The sequence below is a fragment of the Kitasatospora sp. NPDC005856 genome (assembly GCF_040629945.1).
GTDB lineage: Bacteria > Actinomycetota > Actinomycetes > Streptomycetales > Streptomycetaceae > Kitasatospora.
Genome location: NZ_JBEXWT010000024.1, coordinates 1 through 25204 on the forward strand (window position 1 = coordinate 1; position 25204 = coordinate 25204).

22 protein-coding genes are annotated in these 25204 nt (G+C 74.0%); 5 read left to right on the forward strand and 17 right to left on the reverse strand.

What is annotated here, in order from left to right:
• Positions 1-120: 120 nt before the first annotated feature.
• The 3 genes from ABZ449_RS16780 to ABZ449_RS16790 form a co-directional block, all read right to left on the reverse strand.
• Complete coding sequence (locus ABZ449_RS16780) at positions 121-1431, reverse strand: sulfatase-like hydrolase/transferase (RefSeq protein WP_360346177.1); 1311 nt, start codon at positions 1429-1431, stop codon at positions 121-123.
• A gap of 3 nt (positions 1432-1434) precedes the next feature.
• A complete protein-coding gene (locus ABZ449_RS16785) occupies positions 1435-2439 on the reverse strand; it encodes a hydroxyacid dehydrogenase (protein ID WP_360346179.1) in 1005 nt (334 codons plus the stop codon).
• Positions 2440-2580: 141 nt separating this feature from the next.
• The gene (locus ABZ449_RS16790) at positions 2581-3795 is read right to left on the reverse strand and encodes an ROK family protein (RefSeq protein ID WP_360346181.1); all 1215 of its coding nucleotides are present in this window, start codon (positions 3793-3795) and stop codon (positions 2581-2583) included.
• Positions 3796-3934: 139 nt separating this feature from the next.
• On the opposite strand from ABZ449_RS16790, the gene ABZ449_RS16795 reads away from it, so the two are divergent.
• The 5 genes from ABZ449_RS16795 (at position 3935) to ABZ449_RS16815 (ending at position 9425) form a co-directional block, all read left to right on the forward strand.
• Positions 3935-4723: a sugar phosphate isomerase/epimerase family protein gene (locus tag ABZ449_RS16795; protein WP_360346183.1), complete on the forward strand. Its 789-nt coding sequence runs from the start codon at positions 3935-3937 to the stop codon at positions 4721-4723.
• A gap of 259 nt (positions 4724-4982) precedes the next feature.
• Complete coding sequence (locus ABZ449_RS16800) at positions 4983-5696, forward strand: hypothetical protein (protein ID WP_360346185.1); 714 nt, start codon at positions 4983-4985, stop codon at positions 5694-5696.
• 84 nt (positions 5697-5780) lie between these two features.
• Positions 5781-6734, forward strand: a complete 954-nt coding sequence (locus ABZ449_RS16805; RefSeq protein ID WP_360346187.1) for a Gfo/Idh/MocA family oxidoreductase — start codon at positions 5781-5783, stop codon at positions 6732-6734.
• A gap of 225 nt (positions 6735-6959) precedes the next feature.
• Positions 6960-8828, forward strand: coding sequence for an endonuclease/exonuclease/phosphatase family protein (locus ABZ449_RS16810; protein ID WP_360346189.1), 1869 nt, complete (start codon positions 6960-6962; stop codon positions 8826-8828).
• An 81-nt stretch (positions 8829-8909) separates the two neighbouring features.
• On the forward strand, positions 8910-9425 hold the full coding sequence (locus ABZ449_RS16815; RefSeq protein WP_360346191.1) for a GNAT family N-acetyltransferase: 516 nt from the start codon (positions 8910-8912) through the stop codon (positions 9423-9425).
• A 24-nt stretch (positions 9426-9449) separates the two neighbouring features.
• Here the strand turns inward: ABZ449_RS16815 and ABZ449_RS16820 are convergent, their stop codons facing one another.
• From ABZ449_RS16820 to ABZ449_RS16885, 14 genes are all read right to left on the reverse strand, one after another.
• Entirely contained in the window at positions 9450-11840 is a 2391-nt protein-coding gene (locus tag ABZ449_RS16820; RefSeq protein ID WP_360346193.1) for an excinuclease ABC subunit UvrA, read from the reverse strand.
• A 208-nt stretch (positions 11841-12048) separates the two neighbouring features.
• Positions 12049-12462, reverse strand: a complete 414-nt coding sequence (locus ABZ449_RS16825; protein ID WP_360346195.1) for a VOC family protein — start codon at positions 12460-12462, stop codon at positions 12049-12051.
• A gap of 212 nt (positions 12463-12674) precedes the next feature.
• Positions 12675-13913, reverse strand: a complete 1239-nt coding sequence (locus ABZ449_RS16830) for a C40 family peptidase (RefSeq protein ID WP_360346197.1) — start codon at positions 13911-13913, stop codon at positions 12675-12677.
• Positions 13914-14071: 158 nt separating this feature from the next.
• Positions 14072-15196, reverse strand: coding sequence for an alcohol dehydrogenase catalytic domain-containing protein (locus ABZ449_RS16835; RefSeq protein ID WP_360346199.1), 1125 nt, complete (start codon positions 15194-15196; stop codon positions 14072-14074).
• Between the two features lie 107 nt (positions 15197-15303).
• On the reverse strand, positions 15304-16296 hold the full coding sequence (locus tag ABZ449_RS16840; protein WP_360346201.1) for an ROK family protein: 993 nt from the start codon (positions 16294-16296) through the stop codon (positions 15304-15306).
• A gap of 11 nt (positions 16297-16307) precedes the next feature.
• Positions 16308-17018, reverse strand: a complete 711-nt coding sequence (locus tag ABZ449_RS16845) for an HAD-IA family hydrolase (protein WP_360346203.1) — start codon at positions 17016-17018, stop codon at positions 16308-16310.
• On the reverse strand, positions 17015-17872 hold the full coding sequence (locus ABZ449_RS16850; protein WP_360346205.1) for a TIGR03619 family F420-dependent LLM class oxidoreductase: 858 nt from the start codon (positions 17870-17872) through the stop codon (positions 17015-17017). The genes ABZ449_RS16845 and ABZ449_RS16850 overlap by 4 nt, the downstream gene beginning before the upstream one ends.
• Positions 17869-18723, reverse strand: a complete 855-nt coding sequence (locus tag ABZ449_RS16855) for a VOC family protein (RefSeq protein WP_360346207.1) — start codon at positions 18721-18723, stop codon at positions 17869-17871. Before ABZ449_RS16855 ends, ABZ449_RS16850 begins: the two co-directional genes overlap by 4 nt.
• A 52-nt stretch (positions 18724-18775) precedes the next feature.
• Positions 18776-19675 carry an NADP-dependent oxidoreductase gene (locus tag ABZ449_RS16860; RefSeq protein WP_360346209.1) on the reverse strand — a complete coding sequence of 300 codons (900 nt, stop codon included), beginning with the start codon at positions 19673-19675 and terminating at the stop codon, positions 18776-18778.
• The gene (locus tag ABZ449_RS16865; protein WP_360346211.1) at positions 19672-20487 is read right to left on the reverse strand and encodes an SDR family oxidoreductase; all 816 of its coding nucleotides are present in this window, start codon (positions 20485-20487) and stop codon (positions 19672-19674) included. The genes ABZ449_RS16860 and ABZ449_RS16865 overlap by 4 nt, the downstream gene beginning before the upstream one ends.
• On the reverse strand, positions 20480-21475 hold the full coding sequence (locus ABZ449_RS16870) for an alcohol dehydrogenase catalytic domain-containing protein (protein ID WP_360346213.1): 996 nt from the start codon (positions 21473-21475) through the stop codon (positions 20480-20482). Before ABZ449_RS16870 ends, ABZ449_RS16865 begins: the two co-directional genes overlap by 8 nt.
• Complete coding sequence (locus ABZ449_RS16875) at positions 21472-22686, reverse strand: MFS transporter (RefSeq protein WP_360346215.1); 1215 nt, start codon at positions 22684-22686, stop codon at positions 21472-21474. The genes ABZ449_RS16870 and ABZ449_RS16875 overlap by 4 nt, the downstream gene beginning before the upstream one ends.
• Positions 22683-23852, reverse strand: a complete 1170-nt coding sequence (locus ABZ449_RS16880) for a ketoacyl-ACP synthase III family protein (RefSeq protein ID WP_360346217.1) — start codon at positions 23850-23852, stop codon at positions 22683-22685. Before ABZ449_RS16880 ends, ABZ449_RS16875 begins: the two co-directional genes overlap by 4 nt.
• The gene (locus tag ABZ449_RS16885; protein WP_360346219.1) at positions 23849-25096 is read right to left on the reverse strand and encodes a sedoheptulose 7-phosphate cyclase; all 1248 of its coding nucleotides are present in this window, start codon (positions 25094-25096) and stop codon (positions 23849-23851) included. The genes ABZ449_RS16880 and ABZ449_RS16885 overlap by 4 nt, the downstream gene beginning before the upstream one ends.
• Positions 25097-25204 lie beyond the last annotated feature (108 nt).

Below are 25204 nucleotides of genomic sequence, written 5' to 3' on the forward strand. Positions count from 1 at the left end.
GCTGGGGCGGGGGGGGGCGGGGGGGCGGCGGGCCGGGGGGGGGGGGGCCGGGCCGCCCCCGGGCCCCCCCCCCCCCGCCGCCCGTATCGGCGCGCCGCCCGTACCGGCGCGGTGCCCGTGTCAGTGCGGCGCCCGGGCCTCCCCGGCGGCCCGCGGGACGAAGCGGGCGAACGGGTCGGCGACCTCCGTGCAGTGCCGGGACAGCAGGGCCCGGAAGCGGTCGAGCAACGCCGAGTGCCGGGCGTCGACCGCGAGGTTGACCAGCTCACCGGGGTCGGCGGCGAGGTCGAAGAGCTGCTCCCGGTGGTCGCCCCAGGCGTAGCAGACGTACTTGTGCCGCCCGGCGCGGAGCATCCGGCCCAGGGCGTTGTCGAAGCCGGGGATCTCCCAGCGGGTCTCGACCACCACGCTCCCGTGCGGGTGCTCCGCGCGGACGCTGCGGCCCGGCAGTCCCCGGGGAGCCTCGATGCCGGCCAGGTCGCAGAGCGTCGGGACGAGGTCCAGCCCGGCCGCGACCAGCCGCTCGTCGACCGCGCCGGCGGCCACCCCGGGCGCGGAGACCACCAGGGGCACCCGCACGCACTCCTCGTACAGGGCCCACTTCTGGTTCCAGCGGTGGGCGCCCGCGCCGTCGCCGTGGTCGGAGCTGAACACCACCACGGTCTCCCGGTCGCCGCCGCGCTCCTCCAGCGCGGCCAGCAGCAGTCCGATGTGCCGGTCCACCCGCTCCACGAGGGCGTAGTAGGCGTGTCGGTAGCGGCGCCAGTCGTCCTCCCGCCACTCGGTGGTCGGGTGGGTGTGCGGCTGGGCCAGCCGGGCCAGCCGGGGAAGCGCCGGATCGTACGGCGCGACCGGGAAGTTGGCGGGCAGCGGGGGGAGTTCCGGGACGGGCGGTGCGGGCGGCAGCGGGCCGGTGCGCGGGTCCTGGCCGCGGGCCCACTCGCAGATGCCGTGCGGCTCCAGGAAGGAGGCGACCAGCAGGAACGGCCGCTCGCGCGGTGCGCGGACGAACTCGGCGGCGGCGCGGGCGAGTCCGGCGTCGTCCCCGCCCGCCGGGTGGATCCGGCGGAAGCCCCGGTCCGCGGGCAGGTCGAGCTCCGGCAGGTGCCACTTGCCGCCGTAGCCGCAGTCGTACCCGGCCGCGGTGAACAGCCGTCCGAGCAGCGGGTCCTCGGGGCCGCCGGTGTTGCCGGTGACGCCGACCGTGCTGGGCAGGCGGCCGGTCATCAGACTGGCCCGGGAGGGGGTGCAGAGGGGCTGGGCGCAGTAGGCGTTGGGGTAGCGGGTGCCGGCGGCGGCCAGCGCGTCCATCGCGGGGGTGCGCAGGTACGGGTTCCCGGCGGCGCTCATCGCGTCGGCGGTCTGCTGGTCCGTCAGGATCAGCACCACGTCGGGGGCGCGGCGGCCGCGCCGGCTCAGGGGGTCGGGCACGGGTCAGGCCATCCGTTCGTAGGTGTGCGGGTCCAGCGCCCGGAGCAGCGGCGCTCCGCGCAGCCAGCGCTCGAACTCGCCGACGACCAGATCGCCGAGGCGGCGGCGCTCCAGCTCCCGGCTGCCCGCCAGGTGCGGGGTGACGACCACGTTGGGCAGGGTGAACAGCGGCGAGCCGGGCAGCGGCGGTTCGGGGTCGGTGACGTCGAGCACGGCGAAGAGGTCCGGGCGTTCGGCGAGGACGGCCAGCAGCGCGGGCTCGTCCAGCACGGCTCCGCGCGAGGTGTTGACCAGCGTGGCGCCGGGCTTCATCGAGGCCAGCAGCCGCCGGCCGACGAGGCCGCGGGTCTCGGGCAGCAGCGGGGTGTGCACGCTCACCACGTCGGCGGTGGCGAAGAGTTCGTCCAGGCCGACGGCCCGGACCCCGGGCGGCGGCGCCGGGGCGTACGGATCGTGCGCGACGACCTCGACGTCGTAGCCGCGCAGCATCTCGCAGACCAGCCGCCCGGCCGCGCCGAGCGACAGCACGCCGACCGTGGAGCCGTACGCGCCCGGGGTGGCGGTGGCCGGGACGGCGGCGCGGGCGGCCCGGGCGGCGAGGACGTGGCGCCAGCCGCCCTTGAGGGCGTAGACGATCTGGGCCACGGTGAACTCCGCGACCGGGACGGCGTTGGCGTGCGCCGCGGTGACGATCGGGATGCCCGCCGACCAGAACGCCTCGCCGGCGATCCGGCGCACCGAGCCGGCGGCGTAGAGCACCAGTCGCAGGCGGGGGAGCCGGGCCAGGGCGGCGGCGTCCAGGACGGGGCCGCCCCAGCCTGTGAACAGCACCTCGACGGCGCGCAGCGCCTCCGGTGCGGCCGCGGCCAGCCGTTCGGCGCTCCACACCCCGTCGGGGGAGGCCGGGTCGGTGAGCAGCTCGGCCCGGGCGGCGACCCGGGCGCGGGCCTGTGGGCCGTACACGTCGGGGAAGCGCTCCGGGTCCATCGCGAAGACGGCGGTGGGCATCCGGTTCTCCTCGGGTCGCTGACGCGCGCGTCGGATCGTCGGCGCGCGTTGGATCACTGACGCACAAGGAGTTTCTATCATAGTGAGAAATAGTGGGCCCGACTCCTCCGGCTGCGCCGACCGCGACGCCGCCCCGGCCGCTCACCGGGTGATGAAGGTGGCCCCGTCCGCCAGCCGGACCGCCGCCGAGGCCGCGCCGACCAGCTCGGTGGTGGTGCTGTGCACGACCACCAGGCGCGGCAGCACCGGCACCCGTCCCTGCAGCCGGCTCTCGATCGCGGCCGGCAGCTCGCCCCCGCTCTCCCAGAACAGCCGCCCGCCGAGGGCGATCAGCTCCGGCGCGAGCACCACGCTCAGATTGGCCACCAGCAGCGCCAGGTCGTCGGTGAGTTCGCCGATCAGCCGGATCGCCGCCGGATCGCCCTCGCGGCCCAGCCGGAAGAGGCCCGCCACCCGCTCGGCCGGGGTGCCGGACACCGTCAGGCCCGCCTCGGTGATCCGCCGGTCCACCGCGTGGTCGCCGATCCTCGCCTGGGTGTCGCCGGTCCGCCCGAGCGGCCGGTCCAGGGCCGCGTGCCCGGACATCAGGTGGCCGAGCGTGCCGGCCGCCCCCAGCCGCCCGCGGTGCAGCCGGCCGTCCAGCACGATCCCGGCGCCGACCTCGATGCCCACCACGACGGCGGCCAGGTCGCTCACGCCGACCGCGGCCGGCGACTGCCGCACCGCCAGTGCGACCAGGTTGACGTTGCTCTCGACCGCCACCGGGACGCCGTAGCGCTCCTGGAGCAGCACGCCCAGCCGTAGCCCGGGCCAGTCCAGGGCGGGCGCGAACTCCACCAGCCCGGTGCGGTCCCGGACCACCCCGGGCACGCCCACGACGAGCGCGCGGGGCGCTCCCGCGTGCCGTCCGGCCCAGTCCCGCAGGCCGTCCACCAGGGTGAGCAGGGGGTCGGTCAGGTCGGCGGCCGTGATCTCCCCGGGCCGGTCCGGGCCGGGGAACGCCCAGTGGTGCTCGGCCTCGTGCAGCACCGTGCCGTCCAGGGCGGCCACCGCGCCGACGATCCGGCGCGGGCGCACCGCGATCGCCAGCACGGTCTGCGCGCGGGCGTTGTACCGGATCAGCTGGGGCGGCCGGCCGCCGCTGGACGGCGCCCGCTCCGTCTCCACCTCCACCAGCCCCTCGGCGCGCAGCACCTCGACCAGCCGGTGCACGGTCGCGGTGCTGAGCCCGCTCTCGGCGGCCAGCCGCTGCCGGGACAGCGTGCCGTGCCGCCGCAGCACCTCCAGCAGGACGGTCTGGTTCACCTGGGCGACGGTCTGCGTCGTGGCGGTGGCAGGGGTACGGCTCGGGGGCATCGCGGGCTCCTCGGACCGGGTCGGGCCCGGGTGGGTCAGGACTTTGTCTCAGCTTGAATATATCCTTGGCGCGGCCCTCTCCGGCCCTCTCCGGCCCTCTCCGGCCCTTCCCGGCCGCCCGACAAGCCACGGAGCCGCCATGCCACTCGCCTACTCCACCCTCGGCCTCCCCGGGCTCCCGCTGGCCGAGGCCGCCCGGCTCGGCGCCGACCACGGCTGGGACGGGCTCGAACTGCGCTGCGCCGTGGGCGAGTCCGTCCATCCGGTGATGACCCCCGGGGAGCGCCGTGCCGCCGTCCGCACCCTCCGCGCGCACGGGCTGACCCCCCTCGCGCTCGCCTCCTACGTCGGCGTCGCCGCCCCCGGGCCGGATGCCCCGGTGACCGACTCGCTCCGCAGCCACCTGCGGCTCGCCGCGGACCTGGGCGCGGCCGCCGTCCGGGTCTTCCCGCGCGGCGGCGACGGTCCGCGGAGCGAGGCCGACGACCGGGCCGCCCGGCGGCTCGCGGAGGTCACGGAGGAGGCCCGGGCGCTGGACGTCCGGGTGCTCGTCGAGACCCACGACTCCCACCGGGGCGGACGGGCGGTGGCCGGGCTGCTGGCCCGCGTCGCCGACCCGGCCGTCGGCGCCCTGTGGGACCTGATGCACACCCACCTCGCCGGCGAGACCCCGGCCGAGACCTCGGCCGCGCTCGCCCCGCACCTCGGCCACGTACAGGTCAAGGACATCGCCGGCCCCCATGACCGCACCCCGCTCCCGCTGGGCGCCGGTGTCCTGCCGATCGCCGACTGCCTGCGCCTGCTCCCGGCGGACGCCTGGGTCTGCTGGGAGTACGAGGCGCCCTGGCACCCGGCCGCCGCCCCGCTGCCCCCGCTGCTCCCGTCGGGTGCGGCCTTCCTCGCGGCACTCGGTCGCCGGTCGCGCTGATTCCCACCCGCCGCGGCATCACCGCCCCCCGACGGGCGGGCTCCGGGTGAGGGCCCCGCCGGTCGGCCGGCCGCCGGTTCGGTGCGCAGCCGTACCTGGCGGTGCGTGCCCGCACCTGGCGGCACGTCACCGGTGCGGCGTGGTCGGGGCGTTGCCGTTCGGTGACACGGAACGCTCAATTCCGTCAACTGTTCGTACTAGCTTCGAACTGCGCCCGACACCGGGTGCCCCTCACCCGTACTGCGCCAGGAGAGCCCGCATGCCCCTCTCGACGACCCGCCGCGCGACCGCCACCCGTACGCTGGCCGGAACCGTCCTGGCCGCGGCCCTGCTGGTACCCGCCGCGACGGCCTGCTCCTCCACGTCGGACACCCAGGGCGCGGCCGCACCGACCGCCTCCGCGGCGGTCACCACCGCGCCGACCGCCACCGCCACCACCGGGGCGACGGCCACGACGCCCACCGCTCCGGCCACGCCCGCCACACGCGGCGCCACCACCCCGGCCGCCACGCCCACCGGGCGCGCCGCGACGACGCCCGCCGCCCAGCCCAAGGTGACCTCGGGCGTCCGCACCGAACCCCTGGTGGACGGCAGCACGGCCGAGATCCGGGACCTCGGCAACCAGCACTACGTCGCCAGGATCCTCAACAAGGGGCAGCTGCTCGCCACCCTGGAGACGAAGGAGCACGACGACGGACTCGACGCCAACGGCATGTTCGTCATGCTCTCGCTGGACGGCCGGATCCGCTCCTGGATGGGCGGGAGCCACCAGGGGCCGGGCACCTTCAAGCTCGCGGGCGGCTGGACGGCCAAGGTCACGAAGACCGGCGAGCTCCGGTACCGCGCGGAGATCCTCGGCCAGGACAACGCGGTGTACGGCACGCTGGAGGCGGACCAGCACGACGTCGGCGTCGACGCCAACGGGATCTCCATCGTGCTCAGCGCCGGCGGTGAGATCAGCGCCCACGAGTGAGCGGGCGCCGGTGGCGGGTTGGTGGCCCGCGGGAGCCGGTGCATAGGGTGGGCCCGACGTGTCGGCCTATGTGTGGAGATTCCGATGAGTTCGACCTCTGTCCCCGACGGCCTCCTCCCGGTCGGGGTGATCGGGCTCGGTGACATCGCGCAGAAGGCCTACCTGCCGGTGCTCACCGCGCTGCCCGGGCTCGACCTGCGGCTGATGACCCGCGACGCGGCCAAGCTGGAGCGGCTCGGCGAGACCCACCGGATCGCGGCCGGGAAGCGGTTCACCGATCTGGGGGAGTTGATCGGGAGTGGCATCCGCGCCGCCTTCGTGCACGCCGCCACCGACCAGCACGTCCCGATCGTCGAGCAGCTGCTCACCGCCGGGGTGGACGTCTACGTCGACAAGCCGCTCGACCAGACCCTGGACGGTGCCCGCCGGCTGGTCGACCTCGCCGACCGTACCGGCCGCTCGCTGATGGTCGGCTTCAACCGCCGCCACGCGCCCGGCTACGTCCAGGCCAAGGAGCGTCCGCGGGATCTGATCGTGCTGCAGAAGAACCGCGAGGGCCTGGCCGAGGCGGCACGTCCGCTGGTGTTCGACGACTTCATCCACGTCGTGGACACCCTGCGCTTCCTGGCCCCCGGCGAGATCGAGCACGTGGACGTCCGGGCCCGCACCCGGGACGGCCTGGTCGAGCACGTGGTGCTCACCCTGGCCGGCGAGGGGTTCACCGCCCTCGGCGTCATGAACCGGTGTTCCGGCTCCACCGAGGAGGTGCTGGAGGTCTCCGGCGGCGACTCCAAGCGCGAGGTGCGCAACCTGGCCGAGGTGATCGACCACCGCGGCCAGCCGACCGTCCGCCGCCGCGGCGACTGGGTGCCGGTGGCCCGTCAGCGCGGCATCGAGCAGTGCGTGCTCGCCTTCCTGGCGGCCGTCCGTGCCGGGCAGACCCTGGACGCCCACGACGCGCTGCGCACCCACGAGCTGTGCGAGCTGGTCGTGGAGCGGATCGGGGCTTCCTGGGAGTCGGCTGGGAGCGGGCTGTGAGAAGCCCGGGCTGACCGTGACTCAAGTCATCTCCGCGGAACCGACAGTTCACCGACAGGGTCTTGTCGGGGCATTTTCTACGCGCGTATCTTGAGGGGCGCCGCGGGGGGCGGGAGTCCGTCCTCCGCTTCTTCTCTACGCGAGTAGCGCGCGCTCGAAGCGCGCCTCCGCCCGGACCGCCGTGCCACGCCAGTGCCGCACGGCGGAGCTAGGAGTCCAGCCCCGGTGACCACCGCCCCCGCATCCCGCCCCCGCAGAGCCCTGCTGCGCGCCGCCCTGATCCCGGCCTCGCTGGCCGCCTCGTTGGTGCTCGTGCCGCTGCCGGTGGCCAACGCCGCCGCGCCGGCGACCCCCGCCCCGACCGAGGCCGGCCCGCTGCGGATCCACGACGTCCAGGGCGGCACCCGGATATCCCCGCAGGCGGGCAAGGTCGTCACCGGCGTGCCCGGCATCGTCACCGGCGTGCGCGCGTACGGCAGTTCCAAGGGCTTCTGGATCCAGGACCCGAACCCGGACGCCGACCCGGCCACCAGCGAGGGCGTCTTCGTCTTCACCGGCGGCAACCCGACCGTCAAGGTCGGCGACTCGGTGCTGGTGAGCGGCAAGGTCACCGAGTACTACCCGAACCTCAACGGCGGCTCGCAGTCCCTCACCGAGATCTCCGCCCCGGGCGTCACCGTCCTGTCGGCCGGCAACCCGCTGCCCGCCCCGGTGGTCGTGGACACCCGCAACATCCCCGGCACCTACGCCCCGCCGGCCGGCGCCGACGGCTCGATCGACGGCGTGCAGCTCGACCCGGAGAAGTACACCCTGGACTTCTACGAGTCCCTGGAGGGCATGCTCGTCCAGGTCAAGGACGTCCGGGTGATCCAGGCGACCGACAAGTACAACGAGCTGTGGGTCGCCGCCGACCGCCAGGACCAGCGCAGCAAGCGCGGCGGCGTGCTGTACGAGTCCTACCGCGAGCCCAACGTCGGCCGCCTGATGGTCCAGCAGCAGGCCGCGGTCTCCCAGCAGCCGTTCCCGGTGGCGAACGTCGGCGACGAGCTGACCGGCACCACCAGCGGCCCGCTGGACTACAACAACTTCGGCGGCTACACCCTGGTCGCCGGCACCATGGGCACCCTGAAGGACAACCACCTCCAGCGCGAGGTCACCGCCCCGGCGACCGACCGCGAGCTCACCCTCGCCACCTACAACGTGGAGAACCTGGCCCCGGGCAACCCGGACACCAAGTTCGCCGAGCTGGCCCAGGGCGTCGTCACCAACCTGCGCTCGCCCGACATCGTGGCCCTGGAGGAGATCCAGGACGACAACGGCGCCAAGAACGACGGCACGGTGGACGCGAGCCAGACCGTCGCCAAGTTCATCGCCGCGATCAAGGCCGCCGGCGGCCCGGCCTACGACTGGCGCTCGGTCGACCCGCAGGACGGCAAGGACGGCGGCGAGCCCGGCGGCAACATCCGCCAGGTCTTCCTGTTCAACCCGCAGCGGGTGTCCTTCACCGACATCCCCGGCGGCGGCGCCACCACCGCCGTCGGCGTCACCGGCACCGGCGCGGCCACCTCGCTGACCGCCTCGCCCGGCCGGATCGCGCCGAACGACGAGGCCTGGACCAACAGCCGCAAGCCGCTGGTCGGCCAGTTCTCCTTCCGCGGCAAGAAGGTCTTCGTCATCGCCAACCACTTCAACAGCAAGGGTGGCGACCAGGGCATCGACAGCCGCTTCCAGCAACCGGTCCGCAGCTCCGAGGTGCAGCGGACCAAGCAGGCCACCGTGGAGCAGGCCTTCGTCGCCCAGCTGCTGGCCGCCGACAAGGAGGCCAAGGTCGTCTCCCTCGGCGACTTCAACGACTACCAGTTCTCGCCCGCGCTCGCCGCGCTCACCAAGGACGGCGTGCTGCGCGACCTGGTGAACGAGCTGCCGGAGACCGAGCAGTACTCGTACGTCTACCAGGGCAACTCGCAGGTGCTGGACCACATCCTGGTCAGCCCCGAGGTCGGCTACGCCAAGTACGACGTGGTGCACATCAACGCCGAGTTCGCCCAGCAGGCCAGCGACCACGACCCGCAGGTGGTCCGCATCAAGCCGTAGTCCGGGCACCGGTTACGCTGCCTCCCTCGCTGGTGATCACCGGCGAGGGAGGCAGCGTCGTGTGACGGGGGAGTGGAGCCGATGTCCGTGGACTACCGGATCGAGCGGATCGGGCGCACCGACTGGCAGCGGCTGCGGAAGGTTCGCCTGGCCCAACTCCTCGACACGCCACTGGCGTTCGGCGAGACCCACGAGGACGCGAGCGGTCTGGGCGAGGACCGGTGGCGGGCCCGGTGCGACTGGGTCAACGAGCCCGACAAGCTCGGCCTGGTCGCGGTCGACGCCACGGGCGAGTGGGTCGCCACCATGCTCTCCGTCCCGAACCGGGCCAGCCCCGCCGCGCTCGAGCTGATCGGTGTCTGGGTGGATCCGGCGCACCGCGGCCGCGCCCGCGGCGTCGCCGACGCCCTGCTGGACGCGGTGCTCGCCTGGGCACGGGTACGCGGCGCCGGGCGGATGCTGCTCGGGGTGCACGAGGCGAACCCCCGCGCCGCCGCCTTCTACCTGCGGCGCGGGTTCGCCTACACCGGGGAGACGACGCCGTACGTGCTGGACGCCTCGGCCCGGATCCTGGAGATGGCACTCCCGCTGGACTGACCCGTTCGGCGGAAGGGCCCCGGCTCAGCCCAGGTACCGGGCCAGCGCCTCGCCGGTCAGCGTGGACCGGGCGGCGACCAGTTCGGCCGGGGTGCCCTCGAAGACCACCCGCCCGCCGTCGTGGCCGGCCCCCGGGCCGAGGTCGATGATCCAGTCGGCGTGCGCCATCACCGCCGGGTGGTGCTCGATCACGATCACCGACTTGCCGGACTCCACCAGCCGGTCCAGCAGCCCGAGCAGCTGCTCGACGTCGGCCAGGTGCAGACCGGTGGTCGGCTCGTCCAGCACGTAGACGCCGCCCTTGTCCGCCATGTGGGTGGCCAGCTTGAGCCGCTGCCGCTCGCCGCCGGAGAGCGTGGTGAGCGGCTGGCCCAGGCTGAGGTAGCCGAGCCCCACGTCGGCGAGCCGCTCCAGGACGCGGTGCGCGGCCGGGAGCTTCGCCTCGCCGGAGCCGAAGAACTCCTCCGCCTCCGTCACCGGCATCGCCAGCACCTCGGCGATGTCCCGCCCGCCCAGGTGGTACTCCAGCACCGCCGGCTGGTACCGCTTTCCGTCGCAGTCCTCGCAGGTGGTGGCCACCCCGGCCATCATCGCCAGGTCGGTGTAGACCACCCCGGCGCCGTTGCAGGTCGGGCAGGCGCCCTCGGAGTTGGCGCTGAACAGGGCCGGCTTCACGCCGTTGGCCTTGGCGAAGGCCTTGCGGACGGGTTCGAGCAGCCCGGTGTAGGTGGCCGGGTTGCTGCGCCGGGAGCCCTTGATCGCCCCCTGGTCGACGGAGACCACGCCCTCGCCCGAGGCCTCCGGCCGTCGGCACAGCGAGCCGTGGATCAGCGAGCTCTTGCCGGAGCCCGCGACCCCGGTCACCACCGTGAGCACCCCGAGCGGGACGTCCACGTCCACGTCCCGCAGGTTGTGGGTGTTCGCGCCGCGGATCGCGAGCGTGCCGGTCGGCTTCCGTACGGTCGCCCGCAGCGCCGTCCGGTCGGCCAGGTGGCGGCCGGTCACCGTGCCACTGGTGCGCAGCCCCGCCACGTCGCCCTCGTAGCAGACCGTGCCGCCGGCCGCGCCCGCCCCGGGGCCGAGGTCGACCACGTGGTCGGCGATCGCGATGGTCTGCGGCTTGTGCTCCACCACCAGCACCGTGTTGCCCTTGTCCCGCAGGCGCAGCAGCAGCCGGTTCATCCGGTCGATGTCGTGCGGGTGCAGGCCGGTCGTGGGCTCGTCGAAGACGTAGGTGGTGTCGGTGAGCGAGGAGCCGAGGTGGCGGATCATCTTGACCCGCTGGGCCTCGCCGCCGGAGAGGGTGCCGGCGGGGCGGTCGAGCGAGAGGTAGCCGAGGCCGATCTCCACGAAGGAGTCGAGGGTCTGCCGGAGCGTGTCGAGCAGCGGGGCCACCGAGGGCTCGTCGAGGTCGCCGACCCAGGCGGCGAGGTCGCTGATCTGCATCGCGCAGGCGTCGGCGATGCTGATCCCGGCGATCCTGGAGGAGCGGGCGGCAGCGCTGAGCCGGGTGCCCTCGCAGTCGGGGCAGGCGGTGAAGGTGACGGCCCGCTCCACGAAGGCCCTGATGTGCGGCTGCAGCGCGTCCTTGTCCTTGGACAGCATGGACTTCTGGAGCTTGGGGATCAGGCCCTCGTAGGTGAGGTTGACGCCGTTGACCTTGACCTTGGTCGGCTCCCGGTGCAGGAGGTCCCGCATCTCCTGCTCGGTGTACTCGCGGATCGGCTTGTCCGGGTCGAGGAAGCCCGAGTTGGCGTAGACGCCGACCGTCCACCAGCTGTCCGTCTTCCAGCCGGGGATGGTGAACGCGCCCTCGGAGATCGACTTGCCGTCGTCGTACAGCTGGGTGAGGTCGATGTCCGAGACGGTGCCGCGGCCCTCGCAGCGCGGGCACATGCCGCCGGTGATGCTGAAGCTGCGCTGCTCCTTGACCGTCTTGCCGGCGCGCTCGACGGTGACGGCGCCGGCACCGCTGATCGAGGGGACGTTGAAGGAGAAGGCCTTGGGGGAGCCGATGTGCGGGGTGCCGAGGCGGCTGAAGAGGATGCGCAGCATCGCGTTGGCGTCGGTGGCGGTGCCGACGGTGGAGCGCGGGTCGGCGCCCATCCGCTGCTGGTCGACGATGATCGCGGTGGTCAGGCCTTCCAGGACGTCCACGTCGGGGCGGGCCAGGGTGGGCATGAAGCCCTGGACGAAGGCGCTGTAGGTCTCGTTGATCAGCCGCTGGGACTCGGCGGCGACGGTGTCGAAGACCAGCGAGCTCTTGCCGGAGCCGGACACCCCGGTGAACACCGTCAGCCGGCGCTTGGGGAGGTCGACGCTGACGTCCTTGAGGTTGTTCTCGCGTGCGCCGTGCACGCGGATCAGGTCGTGGCTGTCGGCGACGTGCGGCTGCGCGTCCGTCCGCTTGGGCATCGTTCTCTTCGCTCCCTGGGTCTCGGCGGTCTTCGGAGTGGGCTGATGGGCGGGCCCGCCCCGCCCCGCGTCCGCCGTCGGTGTGCTCGAACCCTTGGATCCAACCATCGATCCGACCGTTGATCCGACCATCGGTCCGGCCGGGGTCGAGCGGTCGCGGGTACGGCCGACGGCGCGCGGCGGGGCGGTGCCCGTGGCTCGGCCCGGCTCAGCCCAGCTCGTTGAAGCGGACCATGTTGCCCGCCGGGTCGCGGAACGCGCAGTCGCGGACGCCGTACGGCTGCCGGGTCGGCTCCTGGACCAGCTCGGCGCCGCCGGACTTCAGCCGGTCGTAGACGCCGTCCAGGTCGTGGGTGCCCAGGATGATCCGGGCGTAGGTGCCCTTGGCCATCATCTCGGTGACGGTCCGCTGCTCCTCCTCGGTGCGGCCCGGGTCGGCGGAGGCCGGCTCCAGCACCAGGGAGACGTCGGGCTGCCCGGCGGGGCCGACGGTGATCCAGCGCATCGGGCCGCCGCCGACGTCGCTGCGCACCTCGAAGCCGAGCAGGTCGCGGTAGAAGGCGAGGGAGGCCTCGGGGTCGGTGTGGGGGAGGAAGGTCCAGTGAATGGTGATGTCGCTCATGACTGCAACGCTAGGCGCGCGGCGGGGCCGGGCGCTTCTCGAATCCTGATCGGTCCGGGCGGCCGACCCGGGAGAGGGCCGCGGCCGCCGCGGGGAGCGTCACGGTCGTCCCGGAGGAGGACCGCGGCCGCCGCGGGGAAAGCGCCCGTGCCGGTCGCGGCCACCGGGGAGGGGCCGCGACCGGCACGGGTGGGACGGGTCCCGAACGGGTCCTAGCAGTTGGGGATGGTCGTGCCGTTGTTGTCCTTGGCGGCGTCGTTGCCCCAGTGCGACAGGTAGAAGGCCGACACCCACTGGCCGGCGGGGCCCGAGTCGGCGTCGGTCTTCAGCCACCAGTGGTTGTAGCCGCTGCCGTTGGAGACCTCACGGCCCCAGACCTTGCAGTAGACGTAGTTGGTGCCCTGGTACAGCGTTCCGGTGGCGTTGGTGGAGGTCGGCGAGGCGTAGACGCTCGCGTTGGCGAAGGTGTCCACCCAGTACTTGCCGGTGGCGGGCGGGGTGCCGCCGCCCGGGCAGTCGGGGATGGTCGTGCCGTTGTTGTCCTTGGCCACGTCGTTGCCCCAGCGCGACAGGTAGAAGGCCGACACCCACTGGCCGCCCGGGCCCACGTCCGGGTCGGTCTTCAGCCACCAGTGGTTGTAGCCGCTGCCGTTGGAGACCTCACGGCCCCAGGCCTTGCAGTAGACGTAGTTGGTGCCCTGGTAGAGCGTCCCGGTGCTGGTGGTGGAGGTCGGGGAGCCGTACACCGGAGCGTTGGCGAGGGTGTCCACCCAGTACTGGCCGTTGTTCGACGGGGGCGGGGTGGTCGGGGGCGTGGTCGGCGGCGTCGTGGTGCTGCCGGGGCCGTACAGCCGGATGGCGCCGTAGTAGTCGTCGTGCGAGGAGAGCGCCGCGACCCGGACGTAGCCGCCCGAGTAGGGGGCCTCGACGATCCAGCCCTGCCCGAGGTACATCGCGACGTGGTGGATGGTGGAGGCGGTGTTGCCGAAGTACACCAGGTCGCCGGGGAGCAGCGGTGCGGTTCCGTCCGACCGGTAGTAGCGGGCGACGGCCCGGGAGGTCGGCCACTGGGTCCGCGTGGTGCCGTTGATGACGTCCGCGCCGACCGCCAGGTAGTAGGCGTAGCGGACCATGCCGGAGCAGTCCAGGCCGCGGACGTTGCAGTCGTCGGGGGCGCCGTTGGCGGAGTCGCAGAGTCCGTAGGTCGGGCCGGGCTGCGAGCCGTGGCCGCCGCCCCACGAGTACGGGGTGCCTATCAGCCCGCAGGCGGAGCGGACGGCGTCGGTCGCCTGCGTCGCCGCGCCGGTGGAGAGCACTCCGCAGGCGGGTGCCGCCTGGGCCGTTCCGGCGCCGGCGAAGAACACGCCGACCGACACCAGCACCGACAGCAGAGCCGCCCACCGCAGCGGGGCGACCAGCCACCGCGACAGAAGGTTTACGCGCGTAGTCATGGTCGCGGATTTTTCCGGAGGCGCTGACTCCGGGTCAATGGTTCTGCCCCGAACGTCTCCTGGGTGCCGCTCAGTTGCCGGTTTGCTGGTCACGGGCACGGCGACCGGCAACTGCGCGGCACCCCGAAGGCGGGGCGCCGCGCAGGCGTACGGCGCGGTTACGGCCGGCGGGCGCCCCGGTGGCCGGGGCCGTTGCCCAGGTCGATGACCAGGCGGACGACGAGTTCGCCGTCGACGGTGCGGGTGCGGTCGCCGATGATCCGGTTGAGGTGGCGCACGCCGGGTTCCAGCTCCATGACGTGGGTGAGGAGCGGGTCGGCGGTGCCGTCGGTCCGCAGGGCCTCGGCGGCGGCGACGAGCTGGGGGCTGGTGACGCCGCGGTTGCCGCTCAGGGTGAGGCCCAGGCCCGGGCGGGTGAAGGTGGTGGTGGCCGGGGGCCAGGATCCGCCGGTGTTGGCGCGGCGGACGCCGTCGAGGTCGACGCCGGGCAGCAGGGGAGTGGTGGCACGCGCCGGGACGCCGCCCAGCGGGTGGACGGCTACCAGCCGCTCGCCGAGGGAGCCGAGGGCGGCCTCGACGGCGCGGACGGTCCCGCCGCGGTGGGTGGTGACGAGGAGCGCGACGCTGCCGGTGGTGTACCGGTCGAGCGGCTCGGTGTCGAGGACGCCCACCGCGTGCGGGACGTGCTCCCGGGTCCACCGGAGGCCGGCCTCGGTGCGGTGGACCACCACGACCCGGACCGTCGGGAAGAGGAAGCGGGGCGCGAGGAGGGCGGCGAGATTGCCGGTCAGGCCGTCACCGTGGACGACGAGGGTGTCGGGGGCCGAGGTGGCCAGGCAGGAGAGGGCGTAGCGGACGACGGCGTACGGCTCGACCAGGGTCGCGCGGGCGGCGGGGAGGTCCTCGGGAAGGTGGGAGACCAGGCCGCCGCGGACGGCCGAGGCGCCGATGAGGACGCGCTGCTGGAACAGCCCCGGCACGTTGTGGCCGAGGAGGAAGGAGGGGTCGCCGGGGTGGGTCGGGTTGACGACCACCCGGTCCCCGGGGGCGAAGCCGTCGGCGCCGGGCCCGACGGCGACGACCCGGGCGGCGCCCTCGTGCCCCACGACGGGAGAGGGGTCGTCGCGGTCGCCGCGCAGGATCTGGATGTCGGTGCCGCAGAGGCTCACGTGCTCGGGTGCGAGCAGGAGTTCGCCCTCGCCCGGGTCCGGGGTGGGGACGTCCTCGATGCGGCAGGTGGTGCCGTGGCGGACGATCGCGCGATGGGTGGCCGTGGCCGGCATGAGGTCCTTCCGGGAGGGTGTCGGTCGAAGGGACTGCGGTCAGCGCTTGGTGACGTTCGGCGCTTCGTGACGTTCGGCGCTTGGTGAAGGTCAGCGCCTGGTGAAATTCAGCGCTTGGTGACGGTCAGTGCGCCGCGGGAGAGGGCGAGGGCGCCCGCCATGGGGTCGACCTCGCCGGGCCGGCAGAGCCGCAGACCGTCTCCGGCCCGCTCGGGGTCGCGGTCGGCGTAGCTGCGCACCTCGCTCACCCGGCGGACCAGCTCGGCGCGGTACGGGTCGCCGAGGCCCTCCGCGTAGCCGCCGCCGATGCCGATGAGGTCGGTCCGGGGATCGAGGCAGCGCACGGTGCGCACGAGCTCGGCGACGGGTTCCACGACGGTGGCCAGCAGGCGGTGCGCGGCCGGGTCCCCGGAGCGCAGCAGACCGGGGAGGGCCTCGCGGACCGCCTCCGGGCGTTCCATGCCGAGGGCGGCCGCGACGTGCGGCAGCGCGGGGCCGGCGGCCAGCGCGGCCACGTGGCCCGTCCCGCCGCAGGGGCAGGTCAGCGAGCGGACGGCGTCGGGCGCGGTGGACACGGCCGGGAGGTGGCCGACCTCGCCCTGCAGTCCGTGGGCGTCGACCGGGACGGAGCGTTCGGTGAGGTCGGCGGTGCGCAGGGCGATGCCGCTGCTGACGGTGACGTACACGACCCGGCGGTGGTGGGGCTCGGCGAACCGCTCGACGAAGCTCGCCAGCGCCGCGGTGACGTCGTTGTACAGGTGCCAGTCGACGTCCGGGCGGCGGGCGGTGAGCAGGGCGCGCAGCGGTACGGGCCGCTCCGGGCCGCCGCCCCAGAGCGGGCCCGACCCGTGCAGCACGCCGTGCTCCTCGTCCATCGCGGCGCCGCAGGACATCGCCACCCGGGCGTTCGCCGGCACCGCGTCGGCCAGGGTCTCGACCAGCAGGTCGAGGAGCACGGCCGGATCCTCCCCGGGCCGGTTGAGGACGCTGGGCGCGGGGAGCCGTACGGCCCGCCCGGACCCGGTGCGGATGCGCAGCCAGGTCCCGCCGAGGTCGACGGCGACCTCGGTGCGCACCCGGAGGTCGGGCTCCTCCGTCACCGCCCGCGGGCTCACCGCCGTATCCCCTCGGCCGACATCCCCTCGGCCGACTGGGCGTGCGCCCGGGACGGCCGGATCTCCACCCGGATCCGGCCCTCCCGCGGGTGCGCGGTGACGGCGGTCAGGTCGTCCACGCGGTACGGGGCCGCTTCGCCGGCCGGAGCGGCGACGGCGACGGCGGTGCCGCCGGAGCGGCGGGCGGCGAGCAGGCCGGGGGCGGAGTCCTCGAAGAGGAGGCAGTCGGCGATGTCCACCCCGAGGAGGCGGGCGGCGGTGCGGAAGCCCTCCGGGTCGGGCTTGCCGGCCCGCACGTCGCCGGCGCAGACGGTGACCTCGGGCAGGGGCAGTCCGGCGGCGGCGAGGCGGCGCTCGGTCATGGTGCGGGAGGCCGAGGTGACGACGGCCCAGGCGCGTGGGGGCAGGGAGGTGAGCAGCCGGCGGGCGCCCGGGATCTCGGCGACGGCGTCGGTGGCGCCCTCCTCGCGTTCCCGGATCCGGGCGACCTCGGCGGCGACGGTGTCGCCGTCGGCCGCGGGGAGGCAGCCGGCGACGATGTCCTGCGCGGTGCGGCCGGGCAGCGCGGCGAGCACGGTGTCGGGGGCGAGGCCGTGGCGGGCGGCGAACTCCCGCCAGACGCGGTCGATGGACGCGGCGGAGTCGACCAGGGTGCCGTCCATGTCGAAGAGCAGGGCGCGGGCCGTCACGGCGAGGGGGGCGGTCATCCGATCTCCAGGATGTCGGCGGCGAGCCGGATCAGGTCGAGGTCCTGCTCCCAGCCCCGGCGCAGACGCTGGTCGCCGGGGTCGGTGTCGAGGATCACGTGGTCGGCGCCGCTGTCGCGGAGCAGGGCGATGTCGGCCCGGATCTGGTCGGGCGTGCCGTAGCCGAGGGGCCGGGACTCCGTGGCGACGGGGGCGGTGGTGGGGAGGAAGAAGATCCTCGGCGCGAACTGCTTGCCCTCGGCGAGGGCCTCGGTGGCCTGGAGGCACAGCTGTCGGCTGGGGTGGAGCGGGTGCCAGGCGGTGCCGATCCGGTTGACGCGCTCCAGGGCCCGCGGCCCGTTGCCGCCGATCCACAGCGGGGGGTGCGGGTCCTGCACGGGCCGGGGCGCGGTGTGCACCCGGTGGCCCCGGTGGGTGATGACGTCGGAGGTCCAGGCCTCGACCAGGACGTCCAGGGTTCGGTCGGTGAGGGCGCCGCGGCGGTGGAAGTCCACGTCCAGGACCTCGAAGGCGCGCGGGGCCCAGCCGACGCCGAAGCCGACGACGAGGCGGCCGCCGCTGAGCCGGTCGATGGTGGCGGTGGCCCGGGCGAGCGCGATGGGGTGGCGGTGCGGGGCGATCAGGACGCCCGCGCCGAGACGGATCGTCCCGGTCTGCCCGGCCAGCCAGGACAGGGTGGCGAGGCTTTCGTAGAACGGCGCGGGTGAGCGCCGGTGGGCGTCGTCGGTGAGGGCGAGGTGGTCGGAGACCAGGACGGTGTCGAAGCCCAGCCGTTCGGCCTCGCGGGTCCAGGTGAGCATGCCCTCGGGGGTCATCTGGTGGCCGAAGTTGGGCAGGTTGATGCCGAATTTCACCCGGTCACCGGCCGGGGGAGGGTGAGCCCGAAGGGCGCGTGGTGGGCCGTGGCCGCGGGGTGCGGTGCGGCGTGGAGTTCGAGCAGGTTGCCGCCGATCCGGTCCAGGGGGCGCGGCGGCTGCTGGCCGGGGACACCGTGTTCGAAGAGTTCGAGGTTGACGGCGTCGTCGACGACCAGCATGGCCATCGCCGAGGTGCCCTCGACGTCGAGGTCGAACTGGCGCCGCATGAAGGCCCGGTCGGCGACGATCTCGGTGCGCAGGACCACCCGTGCCCGGTGGTGGGCGACCAGGTGGTCGACGGTGGCGTCGAGGCTCCGGACGCTGTACCCGGTGTGGTCCAGGCCGAGCAGGGTGGGCAGGGCCGCGTCGTCGGCCGGCCGCTGGCCGTGGTGGAGCCGCTCGGCGGTGGTGTCGGCGTAGCCGGGGGTGTCGGGCCACTGCTGCAGTTCGAAGAGGGTGCCCCACGGGGAGCGGAAGTAGATCCAGCGGTTCCCGCGGATCGGGCCCTCGGGGATGGCCACGATGTCGCCGAGGACGTCGACGCCGGGGACCTTCTCCAGGTGGGCGGCGGCGGCCTCGATGTCGCCGACGCGCAGGCAGAGGTGGTTGGTGCCGATGTCGACCAGGCGGGGCGGTGCGTCGGGGGCGGCGAGGGGCGCGGTGGGGACGAACCGCACCTCGGTGCCGGCGGAGAACGACACGGTGCCGGCCCCGCCGTCGCGCCGCGCGGTGGAGGGCCCGGTCAGGTCCGCGAGGAAGGCCGTGGCCTGCGCGACGTCGGGCACCGCCACCGTGATCCGGTGGGCCGGTGGGCGGGTGTCCGGAGTGCGATCCGGGGTCGTGGTCATGCGGGGGTTCCTCCGTGGAGCGGGGCCGGTGCCGGGTGCGGGTGCGGGTGGGTCACGGCAGGAGCAGGACCTTTCCGCGCAGGCCGCCGGCGCCGAAGTCCTGGTGGGCGCGGGCCGCGTCGGCGAGCGGGTAGCGGCGGCCGGTCGGCACCGTGAGGCGGCCGGCGCCGACCAGGTCGCTCAGGGCGCGGAGCTGGTCGCCGTTCTCGTCGACGTAGCTCTTGCGGGGGGTGATGCCGCGCTCGGGGGCCGGCTGGTCGTTGTCGTCGATGGCGACGAACTGGCCGCCGTCGGCGACCGCGCGGATCGCGGCGGCCACGCCCGCGGTGTCGACGACGGCCGTGTGGGTGGCGGCGGGCAGGTCCTGCGGCCGGGTGTGGACGGTGCCGACGCCGATGGCCCGCAGGGTTTCGGCGTCGCCGGCCCGGGCCAGGGCGTCGACCCGGTGTCCGTCGGCGAGCAGCAGCTGGACGGCGATCCGGCCGACCGCGCCGGCGGCGCCGGTGACGAGCACGGGTGCGCCGGGCGGCAGCGTGAGCTTGTCCAGGGTCTGGACGGCGGTGAGTCCGGCGAGCGGGAGCGCGGCGGCCTCCTCCAGCGACACTCCGACCGGGGCCGGGGCGAACAGGCGGGCGTCGGCGACGACCTGCTCGGCGTAGGTGCCGTAGCGGTGGGCCGGCTGGGCGATCATGCCCACGACCTGCCGGCCCACGGTGAACCGGGTGACCTCGCCGCCGATCTCGGTGACGACGCCGGAGACGTCCCAGCCGGGGACGGCCGGGTAGGTCAGGTTCAGGGTGAGGAAGCCGGAGCGGGTCTTGAGGTCGACCGGGTTGACGGCGGCCGCGGTGACGGCGACGCGGATGTCCTGCGGCCCGACGGGCAGTTCGGGCACCTCGTCGAGGGTCAGGACGTCCGGGGCGCCGGTGTGGTGGAAGGTGACGGCTTTCATGCCGGTGGGTTCTCCTTCGGAGGAACGGTGGTGAAGGCGTGGCGGGCGTTGGCCTCCGCCGCGGTCAGGACGAGTCCGCCGTCGGCGACGACCGAGGCACCGGTGACGTAGCCGGCGTGCGGGCCGGCGAGGTAGGCGATGAGCGAGGCGATCTCCTCGGCCCCGCCCGGTCGGCCCAGCGGGATGTCCGGCCGGGAGATCTCCCGGTAGGTGTCCTCGTCGTGGACGCCGTTCATGGCGGTGGCGGTCTCACCGGGGGCGACGGAGTTGACCCTGATGCCGTACCGGCCGAACTCCAGGGCGAGCACCTTGGTGATCATGCCCAGAGCGGCCTTGCTGGCGCAGTAGAGCGCCCCGCCGGTGATGGGCACGCTCTCGTGGACGGAGGTGACGTTGACGATGCTGCCCCGGACGCCGTCGCGGATCATGCGGTGGCCCACCGCGGAGGCGAGGGCCATGGGGGCGAGGGTGTTGACGGAGAACACCTCGTCCGCCCGCTTCAGGTCCAGGGCGTCGGCGGCGCTGCGGTCGTTGATGCCGGCGTTGTTGACCAGGCAGTCGACGCGGCCGGCCTCCTCGATGGCGGCCAGGCAGCTGTCGACGGCGGCCTGCGGCTCGCGCAGGTCGGCCCGGACCGGGACGCACTCCGCGCCGGTGGTCCGCTGCAGTTCCTCGGCGACCCGGCGGATCCGGTCCTCGCCGCCGGAGTACCCGAGGAGCAGCCGGTGGCCGGGGCTGGCGAGCGCCCGGGCGGCGGCCCGGCCGATGCCGCTGCTGGCGCCGGTGATCAGGACGGTGCGGAGGTCAGCCAACGCCCAGCACCACCTTGGGCCGGATGCGGCCGAGTTGGAGCACCTCGAAGGCGTGGGCGACCTCGTCGAGCGGCACCACCCGGTCGACCAGGCCGGCGCCGACCTCGTCGACGAGCGCGACGGCGCGGGCGTAGTGGTCGACGCCGTGCCGGACCCCGACGATCCGGATGCCGTCGAGCGCGATCCGGCCGGGTTCCACGGTCTCGGTCTGCGCGGGGACGCCGACCAGGAGGCACAGGCCGCCGGGGCGCAGACGGTCCAGCGCGGCGTTGAGGGTGCCGGGGGCGCCGGAGCACTCCACGACGATGTCGTAGCCGGTGGGGGCCTCGCCGGTGCGGGTGAACCGCTCGTGGTAGCTGCCGGGCGGCAGGTGGCCGACGGTGCCGGGTTCGGCGATGTCGACGGTCACCGGGTAGCGGGTGAGGACGGCGGCGGCGAGGCTGCCCATGGTGCCCGCGCCGATGACCAGGATCCGGTCTCCGGGCCGGGGGTCGGCCGCGTCGACCGCCTCCAGGACGGTGACCAGGGGCTCGACCAGCACGTGCTCCGGACGCGGCCGCTCCGTTCCCGGGCCGAAGGGGACCAGGGCGTGGCGGGGCATCACCAGGTACTCGGCGGCGGCGCCGGTCCAGCCGTACAGGCCGACCTCGCGCAGTTCGGTGCAGAGGTTGCGGCGGCCGGAGGCGCAGGAGCGGCAGGACTGACAGGGGATCATGGTGGAACCGGTGACCACCTCGCCCCGGCGCAGCCCGGTGACACCGGTGCCGAACTCCTCGACGGTGCCGACCCATTCGTGGCCGAAGCGGTGCGGGAAGGCGGCCCGCCCGTCGACGAGGTACGCGGAGGTGCCGTGGAGGATCTCCAGGTCGCTGCCGCAGAGGCCGACGTAGGCGATCCTGACCAGGACCTCACCCGGCCCGGCCTCCGGTCGGTCGGTCTCCACCAGGCTCGCGGCGTGCGGCTTGTCGATGACGGCGGCGCGCATCATCGCCCCCCGCCGACGGCCCGGGAGCGGCGGGTGCCCACGACGAGGGCGAGGACGGCCGCCAGGGCGAGGGCCGCGCCGACGACGGGCAGCGAGACCAGCGATCCGCCGGCGGAGAGGGTGAGGGAGCCGATCCAGGCGCCGGCGGCGTTGGCGAGCTGGAAGCCCGCGATGTTGACCGTGGCCGCGAGGTTGGGAGCCTCGCTCGCGGAGGTGATCAGCTTGGAAGCCAGCGGCGGGATGATCGAGAAGCCCGCGGCGCCCAGGACGAACAGCCAGGGCGCGGTGAACCAGGTGCTGGAGCCGAAGAGCGCGAGCAGGCCGAGCGCGACGGCGAGCGCGCCGAGCGCGACGAGCAGGGTGCGGTCGATGGAGCGGTCGGCGAAGTGTCCGCCGAGCTGGTTGCCGGCCACCGAGCCGACACCGAAGACGAACAGGAGCACGGTGACGTGGCCGGCCGAGAAACCGGTGTAGTCGCGCAGGAAGGGCGCGATGTAGGTGAAGACGACGAACAGCGCGGCCTGGGCGAGCGCGGTCAGGGTGAGGGCCGCCCACACCGAGGGGCGGGTGAAGACGGTCAGTTCGGCGGAGATCGACCCGGCCGGGCGGGAGGGCGCGCGCCGGGTGACGGCCACCAGCCCCACGGTCGCCAGGGTCTGGAACACCGCGACCACCACGAAGGAGGTCCGCCAGCCGAACTGGCCGCCGATCAGGGTGCCGAGCGGCACGCCCAGCACGGTGGCCAGGTTCAGGCCGAGCGAGACCCGGGCGATCACCCGGCCCTGGAACTCCGGCGGCACCAGCGAGGTGGCGAGGACCAGGCAGAGGGCGAAGAAGGTGGCGTGCGGCAGCGCGGTGACGATCCGGAAGACGACCAGCAGCGGGAAGCTGTTCGCCAGTGCGGTGCCCAGGGTGCCGACGACGAAGACCGCCATGGAGCCGATGATCAGCGGAGTGCGCGGCACCCGGGTGGTGACGATGGTGAGCAGCGGGCCGCCGATCATCACGGTGACGGCGTAGACGGTCACCAGCAGGCCGGCGGTGGCGTCGGACACCTTGACGTCGCTCGCGATGTCCGGCAGGACGCCGGCCACGAGGTACTCGACGGTGCCGACGCCGAAGACGGCGAGCAGCATCCATAAGACCGCGGCATTGGCCTTCACTGCCGCTGCGGGGGCGGGTGCGGCGCTCTCGGTCCTGATGGTGTCGGTCAACGGACACCTCCCGTCGTGTCGTTCTTCTCGGTGGTGGGCGCGTCGGTGGCGTCCGCGTCGGTGGCGTCCGCGTCGGTGGTGCGCTCGTCGATGGTGCGCTCGTCGATGGCGCGTGCGTCGGCGGTGCGCGCGGGGGCGGTGCGCGCGGGGGCGCCGGTGTACTCCACGACCGCGCAGCCCCAGGTGAACCCGACGCCTATGCCGGTGAGCAGCACCCGGTCGCCCGGCACGAGGGTGCCGGAGCGGCGCAGCAGGTCGAGTCCGATGACCGGGTCGGCGGCGCCGGTGTGCCCGATCTCCCAGCCGCGTGCGGCGAGCGTCTGGTCGGCGTCGATCTTCAGCGGGACGAAGCACTGCTTGCGCAGCAGGACCTTGCCGAAGTTCGGCACCACCCAGCGGACGATGTCGGAGTGGTTCACGCCGGCGTCGGCGAGCGCGGTCTCGGCGCAGCGCGACAGGGCGGCGGCGTTGCGGGTCCAGAACTCCTCGGTGCCGCGGTCCTCGACGAAGGCGGAGACCCGCTGGGGCAGGTTCAGGGGGGTGTCGGAGGCGTACTGCGGCATCGTCATCGGGTCGTCGCCCCGGTGCATCCGCTCCAGCAGCGGGTCGCTGACCACGGAGGTGGACAGCACCCGGAAGGGGCCGCCGTCGTGGCCGAGGACCAGGGCGCCCGCGCCGTCGCCGTAGACCACTCCGCTGTCGGAGGCCCAGCGGTCGAAGAGCGGCAGCTGCCACGCGTCGGAGGCGGTGACCATGCCCTTGCCGGAGCCCGCGCACCAGCGGCCGACGAGTTCCATCCCGACGACGGCGCCCGCGCAGGCGGTGCGTATCTCGATCGGGACGCAGTCCGTGATGCCGAGCTCGCCCTGGAGGTAGGCGCCGCAGTTCCAGGCCTCCAGCCCGTTGTGCAGCACCACCGCGTGGACCAGGAGGTCGATGTCGGCGGGGTCGGCGCCGGCGTCCGCGAGTGCGGCGCGCCCGGCGGTGACCGCCATCTCGGGGGCGGTCTCGCCGCGTTCGGGGCGGGCCACCACGACCGACACCTGTGCGGTCTTCTGGTGCTCGATCTCGTCGTACCGTCCGGCTGCCACCATCTCGGCGGCGAACTCACGCTCCTGGGGCAGGTAGGAGCCGAAGCCCTCGATGTAGAGGTTGTCCCACTTCACGCCGCCTCACCGGCCCCGACGAGTCCGGCGGTCGCCCGGAGTCCGGCTCCGCCGCGCCGCGCGGTGTCGAGCTCCTTGAGCGCGATGCCCAGTTCCTCGGGGGTGACGTCGTTGACGAAGCGGTGGTGCCCGATGCCGACAGGCAGGGGAAGTCGCTGCTGTCCGTCGCGGTGGCGCACGGTGTCGGCGAGGGCGCCGTCCAGGATGCCGGGGCGGGCCAGGACCTCGGTCCACAGGGGCAGTCGGAGCCGCTCCATCAGGGTCAGGACGCGATCGGCCTGGTGCTTGGTGACGTCGCCGCGCATCCGTCCCATCACGGTGGTGAGCGCCATGTCGATGGCGACCGCCTCGCCGTGCAGCAGCTCCGGCAGCGCCTCCATCTCGACGGTGGGGCTGAAGGTGTGCCCGTAGTCGACGCACCGTTCCAGGGTCTGCTCCCACAGGTTGGGCTGCAGTTCCTCCAGCATCAGGTGGATGGCCTCGGAGATCACCTGGCGGGCCGCGGTCTCCAGCACCGGCGTGCTGCCCTGGAAGCGGTCCTCGATCAGCTGCGGCCCGAAGTCCTCGAGGAGGTCGAAGAGTTCGGCCGACTTGATGAGCGCCATCTTGAGGATCTCGGCCAGCCCGTTGGAGAGGTGGCGGGCGTCGAGGGTGCGCAGGAAGGAGCGGTCCACGAAGGTCGCGACCGGCGGCGCGTAGGTGCCGAGCCGGTTCTTGCCGTGTCCGTAGTTGACCCCGGTCTTCACGCCGACCCCGGCGTCGACCAGGCCCACCAGCGTGGTGGGGATCCGTACGTAGGGGGTGCCGCGCCGGTAGAGGCTGGCGGCGAGTCCGACGACGTCGAGCAGGACGCCGCCGCCGATCGCGATCACCGGTTCGCGCCTGCGGTCGATGCCGAACTCGTTCATCGCGTCGACCACGTCCGTGACCGCGTCCCAGCGCTTGACGCTCTCGTCCGCGCGGACGGGCAGGAGGGTGGCGGCGATGCCGTGGTGGTCGAAGTAGCGCGCGATCCGTTCCCCGTGGAGCTCCTGGACGGTGGAGTCGATCACGACGAGCCGGCGGTCACCGGTGCGTAACGGGGCGTCGGCGCAGCCGGAGAGCAGCAGGGTGCTGTCGGGCTCGAATAACTCCGAGGCCTCGACTATGTGGTACCGGACCTGTTTGATCGCCTCCACCGTCCAGGACGGGGCGGTGGAGCGGCGGCGGGTCAGGCCCTCGGTGAAGGGAGTGGTGACATGCATGTGCGGTCCTCGGTGGTCGGGGAGTGGCGCGTCGCGGCCGACGGTCAGGTGTCCGCCGCGCCGCCCTGGTGATATGACGGAACGTCACACCTCGTGAGCGTGACGGTT